The sequence below is a fragment of the Nocardiopsis oceani genome (assembly GCF_054777395.1).
On sequence record NZ_BAAHAR010000005.1, the window covers coordinates 40,240 to 62,221 of the forward strand.

Below are 21,982 nucleotides of genomic sequence, written 5' to 3' on the forward strand. Positions count from 1 at the left end.
AACGGCCGCCGAATGTGAGGGGTACCACCGCACGGCCTCGGCGGGGGCGGAACCTGCCCGGTTCCGTCCCCGCCGTTGACAGGGCACCGCTGTTCACAAGGGGCCGCCCTGCGGGGAAGGGCCGGTACTGCGGTTCACACGCGGGTGACCCGGCCGGCCGCACGGGACTCCCCTAGACGCCCGCGACGCGTGCCTCCACGGCGCGAAGGGCCTCGCCGACCTTGCCCACGTCGCTGCCGCCGCCTTGGGCGATGTCCGGCTTGCCGCCGCCACCGCCTCCGAGGGCCTTGGCCGCCACGCCCACGAGCTCGCCGGCCTTGATCCCTTCCTTCTGCGCCGCCTTGTTCGCGGCGATCACCACGACGGGACGGTCCTTGGGCACGGCGGTCATCGCCACGACCACGGGCTCGTCCTCACCGAAGCGCCCGCGTACGTCCAGCACCAGCTTGCGCAGATCGTCTCCGCTGGCGCCCTCCGGCGCCTCGGTGGCCACCACGAGGGCGGAGCCGTGACGGCGCGCACCCGCAGCGATCTCGCCCGCGGCCTGGAGCACCTGTGCGGCGCGCAGCTTCTCGATCTCCTTCTCCGCGGCCCGCAGCCGGGAGACCATGGAGTCGATCCGCTCAGGGAGCTCCTCGCGGGGCGTCTTGAGCTGCTCGGAGAGCTGGCCGACCAGGGCCGACTCTTTGGACAGGCGCTTGAAGGCGTCCGCACCGACGGCCGCCTCGACACGGCGCACACCGGAGCCGATGGAGGACTCCCCCAACAGCTTGACGATGCCGAGCTTCGCGGTGGAACCGACGTGCGTGCCACCGCACAGTTCGACCGAGTAGTCACTCATCTCCACAACGCGTACACGGTCGCCGTACTTCTCCCCGAACATGGCCAGCGCGCCCATCTGGAGCGCCTCGTCCAGGCTCTTCTCCTCGGTCTGGACCGCGATGTCGCCGGCGAGGACGGTGTTGACTTCCTCCTCGACCTCGGCCAGGCGCTCACCGCCGAGCGCGCTGTCCGCGGTGAAGTCGAAGCGCAGCTGGCCGGGGCGGTTCTCCGAACCCGCCTGCCCCGTGGAGGGGCCGATCGCGTTGCGCAGCGCGGAGTGGATGAGGTGGGTGGCCGAGTGGGACCGTTCGATCGCCCGGCGTCGGCCGGTGTCGATCTCCGCGTGCACGGCGTCGTCCAGCACGACCTCCCCCGAGCGCACGCTGCCCCGGTGCACGAACAGGCCCGGGAGCGGCTTCTGGACGTCCTCGACGTCCACCACCCCTCGCCCGTCCACGGTCAGGGTTCCGGTGTCGGCGAGCTGTCCACCGCTCTCACCATAGAAGGGGGTACGGTCCAGGACGATCTCGACGCGGTCTCCCGCACGCGCGGCCGGGACACCGGCCCCGTCCACGACGATGCCCTTGACGTGCGACTCGCTCTCGGAGTCGGTGTAACCGAGGAACTCGGTGTCGCCCGCCTTCTCCTGCATCTGGGAGTAGAGGGAGAGGTCCGCGTTGCCGAGCTTCTTGGCCTTGGCGTCCGCCTTCGCCGTGTCCTTCTGGCGCTGCATGAGCTCGCGGAAGGAACCCTCGTCCACGCTCAGGCCCTGTTCGGCGGCCATCTCCAGGGTGAGGTCGATGGGGAAGCCGTAGGTGTCGTGGAGCTGGAAGGCGTCCGCACCGGAGAAGACGGTGCCGCCCGCGGCGCGCGTGCGCTCGGCCGCCCGGCCGAAGAGCGTGGTGCCCGCCCGGAGGGTGTCCGCGAAGTTGCGCTCCTCGTTGTCGATCACGCCGTGGATGACGTCGGCCTTGTCCGACAGGTCCGGGTAGATGTCCTTCATCGCGTCGACGCTGACCTCGGTCAGCTCGTGCAGGAAGAAGGCATCGGTGCCCGAGAGCAGGCGCAGGTTCCGGATCGAGCGGCGCAGGATGCGGCGCAGGACGTATCCGGCCTTCTCGTTGCCGGGCTTGACGCCGTCGCCGACGAGCATGACGGCGCTGCGCACGTGGTCGGCTACCACGCGGAGCATCACGTCGTTCTCGTGGCTGTCACCGTAGGCGGTCCCGGTCAGCTCAGCGGCGCGGTGCAGCACGCGGCCGATGATGTCGGTCTCGTAGATGTTGTCGACACCCTGCAGGACGGCCGCCAGCCTTTCCAGGCCCAGGCCGGTGTCGATGTTCTGCTTGGGCAGGTCCCCGAGGATCGGGTAGTCCTTGCCCGACCCCTCACCCCGCTCGTACTGCATGAAGACGAGGTTCCAGATCTCGATGTAGCGGTTCTCGTCCGCCTCGGGACCGCCCTCCACCCCGTACTCGGGGCCGCGGTCGTAGAAGATCTCGGAGCAGGGACCGCAGGGGCCGGGCACGCCCATGTCCCAGTAGTTCTCCTCCATGCCCATGCGCTGGATGCGCTCGGGCCGGACCCCGACCTTGTCCCGCCAGATGGCAGCGGCCTCGTCGTCGTCGAGGTAGACGGTCACCCACAGTTTCTCGGGGTCGATCCCGAAGCCGCCGTCCTCCACGGGGGTGGTGATGAGCTCCCAGGCCAGCGGGATCGCCTTCTCCTTGAAGTAGTCGCCGAAGGAGAAGTTGCCCAGCATCTGGAAGAAGGTGAGGTGCCGGGAGGTCTGGCCGACCTCCTCGATGTCCTTGGTCCTGATGCACTTCTGGACGCTGGTGGCGGTGTCGTAGGCGGGCGTGCGCTGACCCAGGAAGTAGGGCTTGAAGGGGACCATGCCTGCGGGCACCAGCAGCAGCGTGGGATCCTCGGCGATCAGGCTTGCCGAGGGCACCACGGTGTGTCCGTTCTTCTCGAAGAAACTGAGGAAGCGGCGCGCGATCTCTGCCGTCTCCATTGATGCCCTCCTGTGCTTGGCTCCGCCGCCCTGGGCGACGGGTTGTCCCTGGGTGGGACCGTGGTCACGCGTGGTCGATAGGGGCCCATCGTAGAGGGAGCCGCCACGCCTGCGCGCATGGTTTGTCGTGGCCGCCGGAGGACCCGTTCCCGGAGGGGACAAGGGCGGCGGCCCGGTTGTTCCCAGGTTATCGCCGCTGGCCGCCGACGGATCCCCGCTGGCGGGCCGTGCCCCGGGCGCAGCGGAGGGGCCGGTCGGTGACCGGCCCCTCCACGCACCGGGCTGACCGGATCAGCCCGGTGCGGCGAAGGTGGTCAGACCCCGTAGAACACCCGGACCCTCGGGACGAACATCAGCGCGGCCATCGTCGCGTGGAAGGCCAGCGGGACCAGCATGAGGTTGTCACCGGAGATCACGAAGAGCACCAGGAACAGGGCCGCCGCGATGTTGAAAGCGACGGTCCCCCAGTAGATCCCCTTCTTGCGGCGGCCCATGAGAGCGGCGAGCAGGGTTGAGGCGAAGCCGTAGACAAAGGGGATCAACGCGAAGAGGCCGACGGCCCCTGCCAGGAAGCTGAAGGCGCCGCTATCGACGTCTCCCTCGTTCAGCCCTTCGACGAGCTGGCCGGTACCGAAGCCGAGCAGGGCGATGAACCCGATGACCAAGCCGACCACGATGCCGATGGGGCCACCGATGAACATCAGGACCCGGACCGTGGTGGCCTGACCGGGGACGGTGTCGTCATGCGGCATCATCGGGGCTGGTGGACCCCCCGGTGACACGGGGGGCTGGGGGTAGCCGTATCCGCCCTGCTGGGGGTCGGGCTGGTTAGAGGGGTGCATGGCGTACCTCTCACGGGTGCGTGTTGGAATTTGTCGTCGCAGACTCTACAGAGAGCACCCGAAAAGGGACTAACCGTGTTGTTCCTACCCGGCGGGCGCGGCCGAGGGGCCGGTCGGTGTCCGGCCCCTCGGCGCTACGGCGCCCCGTCCGTCAGTAGGCGACGTAGGGGTTGGCCGGCGGTTTCTGGTAGTAGGCCCGCGTGACCGGGAGCACCATCATGATGATCATGCCGACCGCGAAGAGGAACGGGATCGAAGAGAAGACGTCTCCCGCGCCGACCATGGAGAAGACCAGGGTCAGGGCGGCCAGGACGTGGAAGGCGACGATCAGCCACAGGACCACCGGGCTGCGGCGTCCCATGAACGAGGCAAGCGCGGTGGAGAGGAGCCCGTAGGCCAAGGTGACGGTCCCGAGAACCATGAGGACTCCGGCGACCTCCGCCGCGCTCACGGCCATACCCATCTCCGACGACACCTCCGCGAACTCACGGGTGACCTCGTTGTCGCCCGTGAGGAAGATGCCCGAGAGCAGGAAGAGGCCGCCGAACAGCAGCCCGAAGACGCCGCCGATGAACATGAGCACCCGGACGGCGATGGCCGTACCGGGCATCCTTGCGGGTTCCTGGGAGCCGCTCTGGGGGCCGGACGGCGCACCGTAGGGGTCCGGCGGGGCACCGTAAGGATCCGGATGACCGCCATAGGGCTGGCCACCATAGGGCGCAACCGGACCGGGCGGCGCACCGTAGGGCTGGGGTTGCTCTGGTTGACCACCGTAGGGCTGCTCCCCGTACGGACCGGGCTGGCTGGACGGGTACTGGTGGTGTCCGCCCTCGTCGGGACCGTTCGGGGGCTGAGGCGGGTACATGGCTGTCCTCCCTCTGTGGTCGGACCAACCAGCCTACAGAAGCGGCCCATTTACCAGAGGCTTACCCTGTCGGCAAGTCGAGCCTTCCCGCGCAGCCCGCTCCCGCTCCCCTCCCCCGGTGCTCCGCCGCTACCGCGGGGCCGGAAAAGGGGTGGCTACCCGCGTCCCCGGAGCTCGTCCGGCGCGTCACCGGCGGCGGGCAGGCCACGGTGTTTGGGCGCGTAGTTGCGCAGCATCTCCGCCTCCTCTTGGCGGACGGCCTCCGCGAGGTCCTCGTTGAGCTCTTGGAGTGCGCCTCGGTACTCCGAGACCCGGCCCTCGACCCGGTCGGCGATACCGCCGGGGGTCAGGGCGTTGCGGGCCCGGTTCACGCGGTGGACCACGTAGCCGCCGACAGCGGCGCCCGCGGCGAGGTAGAACAGTCGACCGATCACCGCTCCGCCTTCCGCTTGCGGCCACGCATCACGGCCAGGGCCTTGCGGCGCCCCAAGACCTGCCGGATCGCGTAGGAGAACGAGGCGACCTTCACCAGCGGCCCGGTGAACACCGAGCGGGTGAGCGCGGTCATGGTGGAGACGTCCTCTGAGGAGGCCTGCACGTTGGCGGTGATCTCCTCGACGCGCTCCAGCGAGGTGTTGGTGCGCTCCACCGTGGAGGAGACGTCGTCCAGCAGTGGCGGGGTCCGCTCCCCCAGTTCTGAAACGACCTTGGTGGTCGCGTTGATGAGCTTGATCAGTTTGACGAGCGCCACGCACAGGAACGTGGCCAGCACCGCCCAGACCACCGCGGCGACGAGCGCGGCGACCTCTCCTCCGGTCAGCATGAAGGCTCCGTAGGCAGATAGAGGGTTGCTTCGAGGGTGTACGAACGGTCTCGGCGCGCGCGGGCACGCACCGGGTACCGAGAGTGGGTACGGGGGGCCAGCGACTGCGCCCGGTCGGGACTCCCGAGCCGTGTTCGCCACCCCGCCCATGCGGGTCGGGGGACGGTTTCGGACGACCCTATCGCGTCCACCGGCGGGACGCGGGGAGACACCACGGTGTGGCAACGGATGGAAGCGGTCACGTATCCGAACAGCCCCATTCCGTGATGGCCGGTGGAGGCCCCGGGCATCGACGAAAGCGGAGATCTTCGGCGAGAATAACTACAGAGCGGGATCTTCACTACGATGTCGGGACACCGCGACCCCAGAAACCGATCGCTGGCCCCAGAAGCACCGACAGGACACCCATGAGCCCTCGTTCTCCCCGAGAGATCTCCGTACTGGTACCACCGGACCTGGCACCCCTCTACCCGGACGACCCGGCACGGATCGGGCCCTACCTCGTCCTCGGACGGCTGGGCCAGGGTTCCACCGGTACCGTCTACGCGGCCGTGGACACCGGGTCCACCACCTCGGAGGACCGCCTGGTCGCGGTGAAGACCCTCAAGTCCCCCGAGCTGGAGTCACCCGACATCTACCCGGCCCTCGGCCAGCGGCTCCGGAACCTGGCCGCGGTCGACCCCCACCGCGTGGTCACCCCCCTGACCTTCGACGCGGACGCCAACCCCCCGTGGCTGTCCATGCCTTACCTGGCCGGCCAGCGCCTCTCCCACTACGTGACCAAACGGGGCGGTCTCGGTGTGGGCAAGCTGATCGCGCTGAGCACCGGGCTGGCCGAAGGGCTGTCCGCCCTACACGCACGCGGGGTGGCGCACGGTTCGCTGCGCCCCAGCGAGATCCTCCTGGAATCGCACGGACCGCACATCATGGACTGCGCCATCGCCGGGGATTCCGAGCGGCTGCGCGGCTCAGGCGCCACCTGGTTGAGCCCGGAGCGCTACCGGGGCGGGATCGCCACACCCGTGGCCGACGTGTTCGCCTGGGGCGCCATCGTGGCCTTCGCCGGGACCGGACGCCTGCCCTTCGGCCCCGGAGAGCCCGAGGAGATCGCGCAACGCGTGGCCTCGGGAGACTTCGATCTGGACGGCCTGCCGAAGGGCCTGCGCCCCGTCGTGGGGCGCGCCCTGGACCCGAACCCGGACCGGCGGCCGAGTCTGCGCGAGGTCATCGGTGCCGTCATCGCCGTCTGGCAGGCCGAGAACACCGCGGAGGGCGCGGAACCGGCGTCCGGTAACCGCGAGGAGATCGGCCGGATCCTCGAACGCGAGTGGCACGCGGTGGAGCCGCCCGCCCGGGTACCCGAGGTGATCCGGTTGGAAGGGCGCATGTCCAACCGCCGTCCCACCCGGACGCTCTTCGTGGCGGGGGCCGTCGCGATGGCGGTCGTGCTCATCGGCGGAGGCGTCTGGGGCATCACCCAGATCACCGGTGGCAGCGCCGAGGCCGGTCCGGTGGCCGCCGAGGAGGACGACGACGCCGATGACGAGGACGCCGCCGAGGAAGAAGAGGCGGACGAGGAGCCCAGCACCCTGATCGTGCGGTTCGATCCCGCTGAGCAGGACGAACCGGAGGACGTCGAGGAAAACGAGGAGGAGCGCGCCTGGGTGTACACCCCGGTCGACCGGGACGACGACATCCCGCGCAACCAAGGGATCCCCAGCCACGATGCCTGGGCCGAACAGTGGGATGAGGACGGCGACGAGGCCGAGGCCGTCATCCTGCCGGACGCCGAGGTGAAGTGCGCCAAGTTCTGCGCCGCCCCCGAGCACGTCTTCCTCGACGAGGACGGGCGCGGTACCTGGGACCTGAGCGGGAGCGATTTCGTCGACTACCTGAGCTGGGGTCCGGTGATGATCGTCGAGATCACCTTCGCTGAGGACCAGGACGACGAAGGCCCCCGCGAGGTCGTGGAGGTCACCGAGCTGTTCGCGGACTGACCCCGGCCCTGCGGGCGGGGTGGGCTCCCGGATGTCGGGGCCGCTTGGGAGCGGGGCGGCTCGGGGTGACGGCTGTGCAGGGACCCCAGGGGCGGGAGCCTAACCGCCGCCCTTGAGGACGCTCTTGATCTTCTGGAGGACCTCGGAAAAGCGCCGCTCGGTGCCGTGCTGGGTCGGGCGGTAGTACTCGCGTTCAGTGAGCCCTTCGGGGGCGTGCTGCTGCGGGGCGACCCCGCCGGGGAAGTCGTGGGCGTAGCGGTAGCCCTTCCCGTGCCCGAGGTCGGCCGCGCCCTTGTAGTGGCCGTCGCGCAGGTGTGCCGGGACCGGTCCCGCGTTGCCCGCGCGCACGTCGGCCATGGCCTCGCCGATCGCGGTGATCACCGCGTTGGATTTCGGGGCGAGGCTGATGTGGATGACCGCCTGCGCCAGGTTGATCCGGGCCTCGGGCATACCGATGAGCTCCACCGCCTGCGCGGCCGCGACGGCGGTCTGCAATGCGGTGGGGTCGGCCATGCCGACGTCCTCGCTGGCGTGTACGACCAGGCGCCGAGCGATGAAGCGCGGATCCTCCCCCGCCTCGACCATGCGGGCCAGGTAGTGCAGGGCGGCGTCGGGGTCCGAGCCCCGCATGCTCTTGATGAAGGCGCTGATGACGTCGTAGTGCTGGTCGCCGGAGCGGTCGTAGCGCACGGCGTGGCGGTCGACCGCCCGCTCGACGTCTTCCGCGGTGATCTCCACGGGGTCTTTCGCCGGAGCCCCGGAGACGAGCGCGGCGGCTTCCAGGTAGGTGAGGGAACGGCGTCCGTCTCCCCCGGCCAGCCGGACGAGGTGGTCGGCGCCCTCCCCGGTGAGGGTGTAGCGGCCGTCCAGCCCGCGTTCCTCAGTCAGCGCGCGGTTCACCAAGGCGTGGATGTCGCTGTCGTCGAGGGATTCCAGCGACAGCAGCAGGGAGCGGGAGAGGAGCGGGCTGACCACGGAGAAGAACGGGTTCTCAGTGGTGGCTCCGATGAAGCTCACCCAGCGGTTCTCCACCGCGGGCAGCAGGGCGTCCTGCTGGGTCTTGTTGAAGCGGTGCACCTCGTCGACGAAGAGCAGCGTGCGGGTGCCGTTCATGCCCATGCGCCGCTTCGCCTCGTCCACGACCGCACGGACGTCCTTGACCCCGGCGTTGACCGCGGACAGTTCCACGAACCGGCGCTGGGTGACCCGGCTGACGACGGTGGCGAGGGTGGTCTTGCCCGTCCCGGGGGGACCCCACAGGAACACGGACATGGGCGCGTCGTCCTCGACCAGGCGGCGCAGCGGACTGCCCTCGCCCAGGAGGTGGCTCTGGCCCACGACCTCGTCCAGGGAGCGCGGCCGCATACGCACGGCCAGCGGCTCCTGTCCCTTGGCGGCTTCGGCCCCGGCATCGTCGAACAGTGTTTCGGACACGCACCCAGGGTAGGCGAGACCGGGGACGTTCGCGGACCGTGCCCCGAAGTCAGCCCTCGTGGCGGTCGGAGGACCCGACGGACAGGTTCTCGGGGCTCTCGGCCTGTTCCGGCGGGGGCACCGCTCTCGGGATCATGCGGGTGACCAGTAGGGCGATGTCGTCGCCGCGTCCCGCGGGGGCCATCTCTGCGAGGACGTGCGCGGCCGCCTTGGGGGTGTCCCCATGTTCGGCGAGTGCCTCGCCCACCTGGGCCAGACCGTCGTGCATGGTGACGTCGGAGCTCTCCACGAGCCCGTCCGAACACAGGAGCAGCGTGGTGCCCGGCGCCAGGACCCGGGTGGTGACGGTGTACTCGGTGTCCGGGAGGACCCCCAAGGGCGGGCCGGTCTCGGGGGACCACAACTCGTAGGCGCCCTTGGCCGCGAGCACGGCGGGCGGCTGGCCCGCCCAGGCAGCCTGCATGACCCCGGTCTCGCGGTCCACGACCAAGTAGCCGCAGGTCGCGAAGACGATCTCGCCGGTCTCGGTGAGCAGGCGGTTGGTCTCGCCCAGGACCACGCCGGGATCGGACTGGTTGGTGGCGTAGGCGCGGAAGGCCACACGAATCTGTCCCATGGCCGCGGCCGCCTCGACACCGTGTCCCTGGACGTCGCCGACCAAGAGCCCGACCTTGTTATCGGGCAGCTCGATGACGTCGTAGAAGTCGCCGCAGATCCGCCACTCCGCTCGGGAGGGCAGGTACTTGGTGGCGATGTCCATGTCGGGGAAGCTCGCCACCTGCCGGGGCAGCATGCGGCGCTGGACGGCGTCGGCCAGCTCCAGCTCCGCCTGCTGTGCCTTGATCCGTTGGAGGGCCTGGCCGGCCAGCCCCGCGAAGGTGAGCATGAGCGCGCGTTCGTCCCGGCTGGCGTGGTGGGGCCGGTCCCAGACCATCTGCCACACACCGAGGGCGATCTTGCCGTCGCCGAAGATCGGCACCGTGGCCCAGGCCTGGCCGCGGACCGAGCGCATCAGGTCGACCGCGGCGGGAAACCGGCTGACGATCTCGGCGCGGCTCTCGAAGAAGCGGGGCTGCCTGTCCTGGATGACCGCGCCCATCGGGAAGTCTGTGTCGTCGGCGCGGCGCCCGTCGATTCGGGTGACGTTGCCGCGACCCTTGGCGCTGGGCGAGGCGCGCAGCAGGCCGTCCTCGACGTACAGCGCTATGGCGTGGGTGCCGCCGAAGATCGGCAGGAACTCCTCGCTGAGCAGGTCCATGACCTTGTCGACGGTGGTGGCCGAGACGAGTTTGGAGGACAGTTCGGTAACCAGGCGGCCGTGTTCAGCCTCGGTTCGGCGCCGGTCGGCGAGCCTGCGGACCAGTTGGACGTGTTCCGTGACGTCGTCGACGATCCCGACGAGGCGGTCGGGCGCGCCGGGTACGTACCGGGCGCGCACGTGCAGGGAGCGCTCGTCGCCGAGGCGGTCGAAGACCCGGAACCGCTGTTCGTAGTCGCGTCCGGAGAAGGAGGCCGACATGGCGTCGCGGACCCGGGCGGTGTCGTCCGGATGGATCCGCTCGAGGATGCCCTCGAGGTCGCAGTCGTTCCCGGCGAGGAGGGAACCCAAGGGGGTCGGGCCGAACAGCTCGCGCAGGCGGCCGTTGCTGAGGTCCAGGCTCCACAGGACGGAGTCGGAGTTGTCGGTGCGCAGATCACCGACGACGCGCAGGTCCGCCTCCTCGGTGGACAGCACGTGGAACAGCACGACAGCAGCCGCACGTCCCTCCGGCGCGTGGTGGTCCGCGGGCGTGTCACTGTCAGCCGCCTCGGGGTCCGGCGCGACCGGCCGCAGTTCCACCTCGGCCAGGCGGGATGACTTGTCGGTAACCGACAGGCTCAGCCGGAAGCGCCGGTGCCCGCGGCCTTCGAGCGCGTCGCGGTGGGCCCGAGATCCGGTTTCGACGTCATTGGCCTCCAGGAGTTCGAACCACGGCTTGCCGGTGAGCTCCTCGGCTCCGCGGCCGAAGAGCTCGGTGAACGCGTGGTTGGCGTGCTGGATCGCGCCATCGGCCCCCGTGACCGCCATGGGCTCGGGTGCATGGCGGAACGCCCCCGCGAGAGCGCCCGCGGAGCCACCGCCTGAAGCGCGTTTTCCGTTCACGTATGACTCATCCTCGTGTCGTTTCGGACGTCACACCCGCGCACAGGCGCGGTCACCCCTGGAACGTACCGATTCGGCTCATTGTAGTGTCCGGCGACGGTCCCGGTCCGGGTAGGAAGCCGGAGCGGGCACTGCGGCGCCCGCCCCCGTCGGCTGCGCCACCTCGTCGAACACGGAGACTGATGGTCCAACAATGCGGCGGGGTACCGACAGGATCCGTTCCTAGATCCTTGCCGACCCCAGGGCGCGAATCGTTACGCTCGTGTGACTCGGTTGCGCAGAAATGCACTCCGATCCCACCCCGACCCGGAATGGAACGGGTCCCGTTGATGCACTGTGTTCACTCCAAGACACGTGCGATTCACGGTATGGGAGGGTGATTCGCCCCCAACGGTAGGGGATGACGGGCCCGATCGCATCCGCGAACGGTCCGCTTCACTATTACGGACGGGGCATTTGACCTGTTAATCACCACTTTCCCCTTTCTGGCCGAATGTGGCACGTTCAAAGCGCCTTCATCCCGGGCACCGAACTGGTCAGTCGAGAACCCGCCGCACACCCCGAGGATTCACGATGCCCCCTGAACGTGCCCGCCCCGCGACAGGCACCCTCCTCCGCGGAGTCACGTGGAACTGGACCTGTCGGCTCTGTACCCACAGCAACCCCGACGACGAGGACATCTGCTGCCAACGCTGCGGTGCCACCAAGCGCTAGGTGTACTGACCACAGGGGTTGAGTACAGCTAGGCCCCAGCACCCCACCAGCCAAACACGAAAACGGGGCGGTACGCGGGTGCCCCGCTGTACCGCCCCGTGACAGGAAGCTGAACCCTGTAGGCTCCGCTAAGCCTTCGCGGGCTTAGCAGCCTTTTCGGCCTTGGCGGCCTTCTCCGCCTTCTCGGCCTCCACCGCCGACGGGTCCACGTCGATCCCCGCCTCGCCCCGCTGCTCGCCCGTGATCGGCGTCGGCGCACCGGTGAGCGGGTCACCGCCCGAAGCGGTCTTCGGGAAGGCGATGACCTCGCGGATGGTCGGCTGACCGGCCAGGAGCATGATGATGCGGTCCCAGCCCACGGCCAGGCCACCGTGCGGAGGCGGGCCGAATTTGAAGGCCTCCAGCAGGAAACCGAACTTCGACTCCGCTTCCTCCTTGCTCAGGCCGATCGTGTCGAAGATGCGCTGCTGCATCTCGGCACGGTGGATACGGATCGAACCCGACACCAGCTCGTAGCCGTTGAGCACGAGGTCGAACGCGCGCGAGTTGGTCGTACCCGGGTGGTCGTGGAAGTCGTTCTCGTCGGCGACCGCGGGGGCGGTGAAGGGGTGGTGCACCGGCTTCCAGGCACCCTCCTCGTCGGCCTCCTCGAAGAGCGGCATGTCCGTGATCCACAGGATCTCCCAGCGGGAGGTGTCGATCAGGCCGCCGTGCTTGCCGATCTCCAGACGGGCCGCGCCGAGCAGCTCCTGGCTCTCGGTGCGCTTGCCCGCGGCGAAGAAGATCGCGTCGCCCGGCTCCGCGCCGACCTTGGCGGTCAGTCCGTCACGCTCGGCGTCGGTCAGGTTCTTCGCGACCGGGCCGCCCAGGGTGCCGTCCTCCTGGACGAGCACGTACGCCAGACCCTTCGCCCCGCGCGAGCGCGCCCACTCCTGCCAGGCGTCGAGCTCCTTGCGGGACTGCCCCGCACCGCCCGGCATGACCACGGCCCCCACGTAGGGGGCCTTGAACACGCGGAAGGTGGTGTCGGCGAAGTACTCGGTCATCTCAACGAGTTCCTGGCCGAAACGCAGGTCGGGCTTGTCGGAGCCGAAGCGGTCCATGGCCTCCGCGTACCGCATCCGCGGGAACTGGGCCGGCAACTCGATGTTCTTGACCTCGCGGAGGAGGCGGGTGAAGAGCTTCTCGCCGACGGCGAAGATGTCCTCCTCGTCGACGAAGCTCATCTCCAGGTCGATCTGGGTGAACTCCGGCTGACGGTCGGCGCGCAGGTCCTCGTCGCGGAAGCAGCGGGTCAGCTGGTAGTAGCGCTCCATGCCGCCGACCATGAGCAGCTGCTTGAACAGCTGCGGGGACTGCGGAAGCGCGTACCAGTGGCCCGGCTGGAGGCGGACCGGGACCAGGAAGTCGCGGGCGCCCTCGGGCGTGGAACGGGTCATGTACGGGGTCTCGATGTACGTGAACCCGAGGTCGCGCATGGTCTCGTGCGCGATGTAGGTCGCCTGGGAACGGATCCGCAGGTTCTCTGCCATCTCGTCGCGGCGGATGTCCAGGTAGCGGTAGCGCAGCCGGGTCTCCTCGGAGACCTCGGCTGCGTTGTCCAGCTGGAAGGGCAGCGGGGCCGCCTCGCTGAGCACCTCGATCTCGTCTGCGACGACCTCGACGCCACCCGTGGGGATCTCGGGGTTCTCGTTGCCCTCCGGGCGGACCCGGACCGATCCGGTGACCTTGATGCAGTACTCGGCGCGCAGGTCGTGGGCGAGGTCGTCCTCGCGGACGACGACCTGGGCCACACCGGAGGCCTCGCGCAGGTCGAGGAAGACCACTCCGCCGTGGTCCCGGCGGCGGGCGACCCAGCCGGCCAGAACGACGGTCGCGCCAGCGTGCTCGGCGCGCAACGCACCTGCCTCATGCGTGCGTATCAACGAACTTCTCCTTCAGCGTCTTTTTCCTGTCAAGTGTGCCCGACCTGCGCATCGGTACGGGCCAGTCCTGTGCACACCGCCCGTGCGCACCCGGATCCGAACCCGGGGAGGGCGGCGTGGAACCCACCGGAACCCGCCCTAGGCGGGCCCGGTGCGGATATCTCGTCCGTCGTGCGCCCGAGTGCACGCACTGGGTCGGTCGACGCTGGGGGACTGCTGGACGGTCATGTGCTTCCTGCGGGATGGGCCGGTGCGGACTCTGGGTCAACCGGCGATATCGCGCAGGTACGGATTGGTGGCGCGCTCGCGCTCGACCGAGGTGGCGGGACCGTGTCCCGGGAGGATCTGAGTCTGGTCGGAACCGCCCAGCACGGTCTTGGTGAGGCTGCGCGCCATGGCCGTGCCGTCGCCGCCGGGGAAATCGGTGCGCCCGATGGATCCGGCGAAGACCAGGTCCCCGGCGAACATGACGGGAACGCCCTCCTCCGTCGCGGTGAGGTAGACGACCGATCCCGGGGTGTGGCCGGGGGTGTGCTCGACCGTGAACTCCATACCGGCGAGGCTGAGGGCCTGGCCGTCCTCGACCTCCACCAGCTGGGCGGGCTCGGGGTAGGGCCCCGGCCCCAGAAGCATCTGCAGCTGGGCGGCGAAGCCGGCGTCGACCCCGGCCGCGGGCTCGGTGAGCAGGCCGCGGTCCGCGTCGTGCAGATACACCGGGATGTCGTGGAGGTCGCCGAGTTCGGCCGCCGACCAGACGTGGTCGAAGTGTCCGTGGGTGAGCAGGACCGCCGCGGGGGTCAGGTCGTGCTCGGCAAGGGCTTTGGCCACCTGCGGGGTGGCCTCCTGCCCGGGGTCGACGATCACGCATGCGCCGCCCGGGGCCGGTGCGAGCACATAGCAGTTCGCGGCGAGGGGCCCGGTGGGAAGTGCGGCGATGAGCACGGCGGATATCGTCCTGTCCTGTGGTTCCTACTGGCACTGAGGGCGTGGCCGTTCGCGGCGGGGGCACGCAAACCCTCAGGTGCAGAGCCTACCGAGCCTCGGGAGAGGCGGCGAACCGAATAGTCCGCAGCGAGCGCTTTTGATCACCATTCGGTCACCGCCCGCGCCCAGGCTCTTTGCCACAGCGCGTGGTAATGCCATATTGGTCACCGTCGTCGAGTGAGCCGGAGCCCTCGACCTGCGCCTATTTCTCAGCGGGTGCCGCGCCCGGCCAGACGGCATGACAGCGAGAGCAGCACTCTCGATCTGCTAGGTGAAACACGGCGCGTCGTTGTCCGCCGAAACGTATGGATATCGTGCTTGTGCACGGTGGTTCCCATCACGAACAGGCGCGGTACCGCCGCGACGACCCGAACCCGACCCCAACCGGCCGGGCTCATGACAGCAGGAGGACACGGTGACCACGGACCCTTGGGGCCGCGTAGACGATGACGGCACGGTCTATGTGCGCACAAGCGAAGGCGAACGGGTCGTCGGATCGTGGCAGGCGGGTGCGCCGGCGGAGGCCCTGGCCTTCTTCCGGCGCAAGTACGACTCTCTGGTGACCGAGGTGGAGCTGCTGGAGAAGCGGCTGCGCAGCACGGATCTGTCCGCCTCCGCGGCGATGGCCAGCATCGAGAAGCTCCGCACCTCGGTCACGGACGCCAACGCCGTCGGTGACCTGGATTCGCTGATGCGGCGCTTGGACAAGCTGACCGACCGGGCCGAGGAGCGCAAGGTCGAGCAGAAGCAGGCTCAGGAACAGGCCCGTGGCCAGGCCCGCGACATCAAGGAGCGGATCGTCGCCGAGGCCGAGCGGGTCGCGGTGGAGACCACGCACTGGAAGTCCGGCGGCGAGCGGATGCTCCAGCTCATCGAGGAGTGGAAGAAGGCCCCGCGGGCCGACCGCCCCACCGAACAGGCCCTGTGGAAGCGCATGTCCGCGGCCCGCAATTCCTTCTCCAAGCGGCGCAAGGCCTACTTCGCCAACCTGGACCAGCAGCGGGAGGTCGTGCGAGCCGACAAGGAACGCATCGTTACCGAGGCCGAGGCCCTGTCGAACTCCACCGACTGGGGGCCCACCGCCCGCGCCTACCGCGACCTGATGCAGCGCTGGAAGGCCAGTGGCCGTGCCGACCGGGCTAGCGAGGACAAGCTGTGGGCGCGCTTCAAGGCCGCCCAGGACACCTTCTTCGACGCCCGTAACGCGGTCTTCGCCGAGCGGGATGCCGCGTTGCGGGTGAACGCGGACGCCAAGGAGAAGATTCTGGCGGAGGCCAAGGCGGAGATCCCGAGCATCTCCGACCCGCGACGCGCCCGCGCCCGCCTGCGCCACTTCCAGGAGGCCTGGGAGGAGGCCGGTGACCTGCCCCGCGACGTGCGCGACCAGCTGGAGGGTGCCTTCCGGCAGATCGAAGAGGGCGTGCGCCGGGCCGAGGACGCCGAGTGGGATCGTACGAACCCCGAGGCGCGCGCCCGAGCGAAGGACACCGTCAACCAGCTCTCGACCGCTATCGCGGACCTGGAGGCGAAGCTGGCGAAGGCCCAGGCCAATAACGATGCTCGCCGGATCAAGGAGCACGAGGCCGCCTTGGAGGCCCGCCGCTCCTGGCTGACCGAGGCGGAGAAGGCCCTCAACGAGATGAGCTGACCCTGCCCAACGCGTACGGGCCGCCCCCATCAGGGGGCGGCCCGTACGTACGTTCAGCCTGGTGCGACCGTCAGCGCTGGTTGTCGTTCTGCTCCACGGACGGGCGACGGCGGCCGAGAAGCATAGCGCCGATGCCGGCCAGAGAGGTCAGGAGACCGCCCACCACTGGGAGGGCGACCGAAGCGCCCGTCTGCGCCAGGACCGGCTTCTCAGGCTTGGGGTCCTTGGGGTCCTTCGGGTCCTTCGGGTCCTTGGGGTCCTTCGGGTCCTTGGGGTCCTTGGGGTCCTTCGGGTCCTTCGGGTCCTTCGGGTCCTTCGGGTCCTTCGGGTCCTTCGGGTCCTTCGGGTCCTTCGGGTCCTTCGGGTCCTTCGGGTCCTTCGGGTCCTTGGGGTCCTTGGGGTCCTTCGGGTCCTTCGGGTCCTTCGGGTCCTTGGGGTCCTTCGGATCCTTGGGGTCCTTCGGGTCCTTGGGGTCCTTCGGGTCCTTGGGGTCCTTCGGATCCTTGGGGTCCTTCGGATCCTTGGGGTCCTTCGGATCCTTGGGGTCCTTCGGGTCCTTCGGATCCTTCGGGTACTCGGGATCCTTCGGGTACTCGTCCTTACCCTTGTCGTACTGGCCCGTTCCCCGGGCGTCCGCTTCCTCGGACTCCTCGACGGGCTCGGCCTCTCGAATACCGACCTCGCCGGTACTCTGCCGTGGCAGTCTGTCCTCGACGACGTCCGGCAGTTCGGTCTCCACCTTGTTGACGGAATCCGTGCTGACTGGGCCTACGGGCTGAGAGATCGACTCGTGGGCCTGACCGACGCGATCGGCGTCGTCGGCCAGGGCCGGAGCCATTCCCCAGAGGAACGGGGCGACCATCGCGGCACTGGCCGAGACAGCAGCCATGCGGATCAGGCCGCGTGCGGTGACGGTGGACTTGGGCGCCGTGGGCGCGTATCCGGAGCAAAGGTTCATGCGATAATTGTGCACAGACAACTACCAAGAGTGACATTTGACATGTGATCAACCATGGAAAAGCCTGGCAATGTTTGACACAGAGTGATGGGCCGCACCCCTCCCGAGTGCGGCCCATCACTCTGTGCTAACGGTGGGCGTCCAGCTGGTAGACGGGGGCCCGGCCCGGGAAGGTGCGGATGTTGGGCACCGAACCCGGGCTGTGGTTGCTCGGCGCCTCCGGCTCCGGCCGCGGTCCTCGGGTGCCCCGGTAGCGCAGATAGCCGCCCACGGCCGCCGCAATGGCGAGCAAGAGCGCGATCCCCGCCGCCACCCAGGCGAAGTGGAGCGCCCCCGGGACATGATGGACGGAAGCGGTACAGGAGGCGAGGTCGGCTCCGGGGCCGGGGCGTACACACACCGTGGAGACCGGCTGCTGGGCGCCCTCGGGGACCTCGGTGATCTCGCCGACCACGGTCAGAGTGGCGCGCTCCCCCGCTTCCAGGGGTTGCTCCCAGGCCGCGACCCCCGCTTCAGAATCCTCAGGGGCTCCCGACACGTAGCGCATCGAGGGCGGCAGGAACTGGACGACCTGGGCCTCGGGCATCGGCTCGTAACCCGCGTTGCGCACCCGGATGGTGTACTCGACCCGGTCGCCGGGGCGGAGGCGCTCCTCGGACTGCTCTTGGACGGTGACATGCAGGCTCCCGGCCCCGGGGACCGGCCCGTCGTCCGTCGGAACCGATTGCCCGGGCAGCGCGATCAACGCGGCCAACCCGGCTGCTGACACCGCCGCTGGCACGGCCATGGTGTTCCCCCTCCGCATGGCGGCATGACTACCTGTACATACGTGATAACACGGAGTAGTCATGATGGGTATGTGCCATGCGGAGGTATCCCCCGAACACACCAAAGGCGGACGGCCGCGAACAGCCGCCCGCCCTCAGACGAAACGGGTCACTCCTGGTGCGTAGCCCCTAGAGGCCCACGAAGGACCGCAGCGCCGCGGCGCGGTCCGTGCTCTCCCAGGTGAACTCCGGCAGATCACGGCCGAAGTGGCCGTAGGCCGCGGTCTTGGAGTAGATCGGGCGCAGCAGGTCCAGGTCGCGCACGATGGCGGCCGGACGCAGGTCGAAGACCTCCTTGACGGCCTTCTCGATGATCTCCGGGGCCACCTTCTCGGTACCGAAGGTCTCGATGAACACGCCGACCGGGTGGGCCTTACCGATCGCGTAGGCCACCTGGACCTCGCAGCGGTCGGCCAGCTCGGCGGCGACAACGTTCTTCGCGACCCAGCGGGTGGCGTAGGCAGCGGAGCGGTCGACCTTCGACGGGTCCTTGCCGGAGAAGGCACCGCCGCCGTGGCGGGCGTAGCCGCCGTAGGTGTCGACGATGATCTTGCGGCCGGTCAGGCCGGCGTCACCCATCGGGCCGCCGATCTCGAACCGGCCGGTCGGGTTGACCAGAAGTCGGTAGTCATCCGACTCCAGACCGTACGCGGAGACAACGGGCTGGATGACGTGCTCCCGGATGTCCGGGGCCAGCATCTCGTCGAGGTTGATATCGGCGGAGTGCTGGCTGGAGACCACGACGGTGTCCAGACGGACCGGGGTGTTGCCCTCGTACTCCACGGTGACCTGGGTCTTGCCGTCGGGACGCAGGTAGGGCACCGTGCCGTTGCGGCGGACCTCGGAGAGCCGCTCGGAGAGCGCGTGCGCCAACTTGATCGGCAGCGGCATGAGCTCTGGGGTGTCGCGGTTGGCGTAACCGAACATCAGGCCCTGGTCACCAGCGCCCTGCCGGTCGAGGGCGTCTTCCTCGTTCTCGACACGCGCCTCGTAGGCGGTGTCGACCCCCTGGGCGATGTCCGGGGACTGGGCGTCGATGGAGACGTTGACTCCACAGGAGTCACCGTCGAACCCCTTCGCGGAGGAGTCATAGCCGATTTCGAGGATCTTTTCGCGCACGATGGCGGGGATGTCGACGTAGGTCTGGGTGGTGACCTCACCCGCGATGTGGACCTGACCTGTGGTGATCAGCGTCTCGACCGCGACCCGGCTGCGGGGGTCGGTGGTGAGCATCGCATCGAGGATCGCGTCACTGATCTGGTCGGCCATCTTGTCCGGATGACCTTCGGTGACCGACTCGGAGGTGAAAAGGCGACGGGACACGTTGCGTGACTCCTTGCAGCGGCTGCTGGCTGACATGTGTCGGTACGGCTTCGCACGCTCTCGGCTCCTGCCGGGGGCGGCAAAGCCGACCGACGCGGTTGGTTATCTGGTCCACTCTAGCTGGACCCATGGGGGCGGTGCTGGCCGGGCGGCCGCATCAGCCGTTCCAGAGCACCAAGAGGAAGTGTGACGTACTAAGCGGTAGGAATCCAGTGCACAGAGCGGAAGATTCGTCGACGGGACACGGCCAGCGCCCGAATCCAGGGCTACTGAGGGCTTTCCGGCCCATCGAGACCGTTATTTCGGAAGCCGCTCGACCACCATGTTCCATACGCGGTCAGCGAGGTCCTCCTTCGGGCCTGTGGGAATGTCCACGACGGACCCGTCTGCGCCGAGGACGGTCGCCTTGTTGTCGTCCGTACCGAACGCCTTCCCACCACCGACCTGGTTGACCACGAGCAGGTCGCAGCCCTTCCGCTCCAGTTTGGCCCGCCCGTTGGCGATGACGTCGTCAGTCTCCGCGGCGAAGCCCACGATGGTCTGGGCGATCCCCCGCTCCGCCCGGGACCCGACCAGCCCGGCGAGGATGTCGGGGTTCTCCACGAGCTCGATGGGGGCCGGGGCGTCCCCGGACTTCTTGATCTTGGAGGCCGCGCTGTTGACCGGGCGGAAGTCGGCGACCGCGGCGGTCATCACTACGGCGTCGGCGCCAACCCGTTCGGCTTCCATCGTTTCGGCCAGTTCCACCGCCGAGCCCACGCGCACCAGGCGAACACCGGCCGGGTCGGGCAGGCTGACGTTGGCGGCGACCAGGGTCACGTCGGCTCCGCGGGCAGCCGCGGTCCGGGCCAGGGCGTACCCCTGCCTGCCCGAGGAGTGGTTGCCGATGAAGCGGACCGGATCGATGGCCTCACGGGTGCCTCCGGCGGAGATCACCACGCGCTTGCCCAACAGGTCTGACTCGACGGCGCCCCGGCGGAGCACCAGGCGCGCGGCCTCGAAGAGTTCGGAGGGATCGGGCAGGCGACCACGACCGGTGTCGGCTCCGGTCAGGCGGCCTTCGGCCGGTTCCAGGACGATGGCACCGCGCGAGCGCAGAGTGGCCACGTTGGCCTGGGTGGCGGAGTGCTCCCACATCTCGGTGTGCATGGCCGGGGCGAACACGACCGGGCAGCGGGCGGTGAGGAGGGTGTTGGTCAGCAGGTCGTCGGCGAGTCCGGCGGCGGCCTTCGCCATGATGTTGGCGGTGGCCGGCGCGACGAACACCAGGTCGGCCGACTGGCCGATGCGCACGTGCGGAACCTCGTGGACCTGGTCCCACACGCCGGTGGCGACAGGCTGGCCGGACAGAGCTGCCCAGGTGGGTTCACCGACGAAGCGCAGGGCGTCGGCGGTGGGCACGACACGGACACGGTGGCCTGACTCGGTCAGCTGGCGGAGCAGATCGCACGCCTTGTAGGCGGCGATGCCTCCGCCGATGCCGAGGACCACCTGGGGAACGGATTCTGTGTCACTCACACATGAGTTCTACCAGGCCCGCTCCGCCGAGGCCGCCGAGGACAGCCCGGCACCCCGCGCATGACAGCGCCCTCCACGCGCCTGTGGCGGGCGTGGAGGGCGGCGGACACGTCACGGGCGCGTCAGAGCATTCAGGAGCCCGGTCGGCGCGATCAGGTGCCCTCGTAGGGCTCCGCGGTGAGCAGGCCCGACTTGACCTCGCGCAGGGCGATGGACAGGGACTTCTCCTGGACCTGGGTCTCGACCAGCGGGCCGACGTATTCCAGCAGGCCCTCGCCGAGCTGCGCGTAGTAGGCGTTGATCTGGCGGGCCCGCTTGGAGGCCATGGTCACCAGGCTGTACTTGCTGTCGACACAGGCCAGCAGGTCATCGATCGGCGGGTTGGTGATGCCTTCGGCGACGGGCTCGGTACCAGCCACTTTGTTACCCCCAGGGACGGTCTCCGGCTCGTCGAAAGCCGTGACGGATGGGACGGGACAGAACTTGGCGCATCCGGTTCGGGTGCCCGGAGTCGGTGCGGTCGGCGCGAGCGACGCCCGATTATCACACCTTAGGCGCAGTGATCAACGCTAGCAGCTCGTCGCACACTTCTTGCACGGACGTGTTGACCAAGGTCGTGTCGAACTCCTTCTCCGCGGCGAGCTCTACCTTGGCCACCTCCAGCCTGCGCTGGATCACCTCGTCGGACTCGGTGCCGCGACCGGCCAGCCGCCGCACCAGCTCCTCCCAGGAGGGCGGAGCGAGGAAGACGTGCAGTGCGTCGTCCGTGGACTCGCGCACCTGGCGCGCGCCCTGGAGTTCGATCTCCAGGAGGACGGGGAAGCCGGCGCTGAGGCGCTCCTCCACCGGGCCTCGCGGGGTTCCGTAACGGTTGCCCGCGAACTGGGCCCACTCGAGGAGCTGGTTCTCGGCGATGAGCCGGTCGAACTCCTCGTCGGTGACGAAGAAGTACTGGACGCCGTCCTGTTCGCCGGGGCGGGGCTTGCGGGTGGTCACCGAAACCGAGAGCCACAGGTCGGGGTCGATCTGACGCAGGTGCGCCACGACCGTGCTCTTTCCCACGCCAGAGGGGCCGGACAGGACGGTCAGCCGCTTCTCGGCCGGTCGGGACTGGTCTGCGGTCTGCGCAGGCATGTGAGTAT

18 protein-coding genes are annotated in these 21,982 nt (G+C 69.1%); 3 read left to right on the forward strand and 15 right to left on the reverse strand.

The features are described 5' to 3' along the window. Positions 1-172: 172 nt before the first annotated feature. The 5 genes from alaS to ACYVDG_RS03915 all read right to left on the reverse strand — a co-directional run bounded on the left by alaS (position 173) and on the right by ACYVDG_RS03915 (position 5,369). A complete protein-coding gene (gene alaS, locus ACYVDG_RS03895) occupies positions 173-2,839 on the reverse strand; it encodes an alanine--tRNA ligase (protein ID WP_460746880.1) in 2,667 nt (888 codons plus the stop codon). A gap of 314 nt (positions 2,840-3,153) precedes the next feature. Beyond that, complete coding sequence (locus ACYVDG_RS03900) at positions 3,154-3,681, reverse strand: hypothetical protein (RefSeq protein ID WP_460746881.1); 528 nt, start codon at positions 3,679-3,681, stop codon at positions 3,154-3,156. Between the two features lie 151 nt (positions 3,682-3,832). Further along, the gene (locus tag ACYVDG_RS03905; protein ID WP_460746882.1) at positions 3,833-4,291 is read right to left on the reverse strand and encodes a hypothetical protein; all 459 of its coding nucleotides are present in this window, start codon (positions 4,289-4,291) and stop codon (positions 3,833-3,835) included. Between the two features lie 410 nt (positions 4,292-4,701). Then, a complete protein-coding gene (locus ACYVDG_RS03910; protein WP_460746883.1) occupies positions 4,702-4,980 on the reverse strand; it encodes a hypothetical protein in 279 nt (92 codons plus the stop codon). Next, positions 4,977-5,369 carry a DUF948 domain-containing protein gene (locus ACYVDG_RS03915; RefSeq protein ID WP_460746884.1) on the reverse strand — a complete coding sequence of 131 codons (393 nt, stop codon included), beginning with the start codon at positions 5,367-5,369 and terminating at the stop codon, positions 4,977-4,979. The genes ACYVDG_RS03910 and ACYVDG_RS03915 overlap by 4 nt, the downstream gene beginning before the upstream one ends. Positions 5,370-5,776: 407 nt before the next feature. Between ACYVDG_RS03915 and ACYVDG_RS03920 the strand changes: the two genes are divergently transcribed. After that, positions 5,777-7,366, forward strand: coding sequence for a protein kinase (locus ACYVDG_RS03920; protein ID WP_460746886.1), 1,590 nt, complete (start codon positions 5,777-5,779; stop codon positions 7,364-7,366). Between the two features lie 99 nt (positions 7,367-7,465). Here the strand turns inward: ACYVDG_RS03920 and ACYVDG_RS03925 are convergent, their stop codons facing one another. Together ACYVDG_RS03925 and ACYVDG_RS03930 are read right to left on the reverse strand one after the other, a co-directional pair. After that, entirely contained in the window at positions 7,466-8,800 is a 1,335-nt protein-coding gene (locus tag ACYVDG_RS03925) for a replication-associated recombination protein A (RefSeq protein WP_460746888.1), read from the reverse strand. A gap of 49 nt (positions 8,801-8,849) precedes the next feature. Beyond that, entirely contained in the window at positions 8,850-10,943 is a 2,094-nt protein-coding gene (locus ACYVDG_RS03930) for a SpoIIE family protein phosphatase (RefSeq protein ID WP_460746889.1), read from the reverse strand. Positions 10,944-11,516: 573 nt separating this feature from the next. Between ACYVDG_RS03930 and ACYVDG_RS03935 the strand changes: the two genes are divergently transcribed. Beyond that, positions 11,517-11,657: a hypothetical protein gene (locus tag ACYVDG_RS03935; protein ID WP_460746891.1), complete on the forward strand. Its 141-nt coding sequence runs from the start codon at positions 11,517-11,519 to the stop codon at positions 11,655-11,657. A 128-nt stretch (positions 11,658-11,785) separates the two neighbouring features. On the opposite strand, the gene aspS is transcribed toward ACYVDG_RS03935, so the two are convergent. Both aspS and ACYVDG_RS03945 read right to left on the reverse strand, forming a co-directional pair. Further along, positions 11,786-13,582: an aspartate--tRNA ligase gene (gene aspS / locus ACYVDG_RS03940; RefSeq protein WP_460746892.1), complete on the reverse strand. Its 1,797-nt coding sequence runs from the start codon at positions 13,580-13,582 to the stop codon at positions 11,786-11,788. A gap of 264 nt (positions 13,583-13,846) precedes the next feature. Then, entirely contained in the window at positions 13,847-14,524 is a 678-nt protein-coding gene (locus ACYVDG_RS03945; RefSeq protein WP_460746893.1) for an MBL fold metallo-hydrolase, read from the reverse strand. A 457-nt stretch (positions 14,525-14,981) separates the two neighbouring features. Between ACYVDG_RS03945 and ACYVDG_RS03950 the strand changes: the two genes are divergently transcribed. Further along, entirely contained in the window at positions 14,982-16,214 is a 1,233-nt protein-coding gene (locus ACYVDG_RS03950; RefSeq protein ID WP_460746894.1) for a DUF349 domain-containing protein, read from the forward strand. 70 nt (positions 16,215-16,284) lie between these two features. Here ACYVDG_RS03950 and ACYVDG_RS03955 read toward each other — a convergent pair whose 3' ends face one another. The 6 genes from ACYVDG_RS03955 to gmk form a co-directional block, all read right to left on the reverse strand. Next, the gene (locus ACYVDG_RS03955; protein ID WP_460746895.1) at positions 16,285-17,172 is read right to left on the reverse strand and encodes a hypothetical protein; all 888 of its coding nucleotides are present in this window, start codon (positions 17,170-17,172) and stop codon (positions 16,285-16,287) included. Positions 17,173-17,299: 127 nt separating this feature from the next. Beyond that, positions 17,300-17,959 (reverse strand): hypothetical protein, encoded by a 660-nt coding sequence (locus tag ACYVDG_RS03960; protein ID WP_460746896.1) that lies wholly within the window; start codon positions 17,957-17,959, stop codon positions 17,300-17,302. Positions 17,960-18,128: 169 nt separating this feature from the next. After that, entirely contained in the window at positions 18,129-19,322 is a 1,194-nt protein-coding gene (gene metK, locus ACYVDG_RS03965; RefSeq protein WP_460746898.1) for a methionine adenosyltransferase, read from the reverse strand. Positions 19,323-19,619: 297 nt separating this feature from the next. Beyond that, positions 19,620-20,813 (reverse strand): bifunctional phosphopantothenoylcysteine decarboxylase/phosphopantothenate--cysteine ligase CoaBC, encoded by a 1,194-nt coding sequence (gene coaBC / locus ACYVDG_RS03970; RefSeq protein WP_460747001.1) that lies wholly within the window; start codon positions 20,811-20,813, stop codon positions 19,620-19,622. Positions 20,814-20,992: 179 nt separating this feature from the next. After that, positions 20,993-21,259, reverse strand: coding sequence for a DNA-directed RNA polymerase subunit omega (gene rpoZ, locus ACYVDG_RS03975; protein ID WP_460746899.1), 267 nt, complete (start codon positions 21,257-21,259; stop codon positions 20,993-20,995). Positions 21,260-21,383: 124 nt separating this feature from the next. Continuing rightward, positions 21,384-21,974 carry a guanylate kinase gene (gmk, locus tag ACYVDG_RS03980; RefSeq protein ID WP_460746900.1) on the reverse strand — a complete coding sequence of 197 codons (591 nt, stop codon included), beginning with the start codon at positions 21,972-21,974 and terminating at the stop codon, positions 21,384-21,386. Between the last annotated feature and the right edge of the window lie 8 nt (positions 21,975-21,982).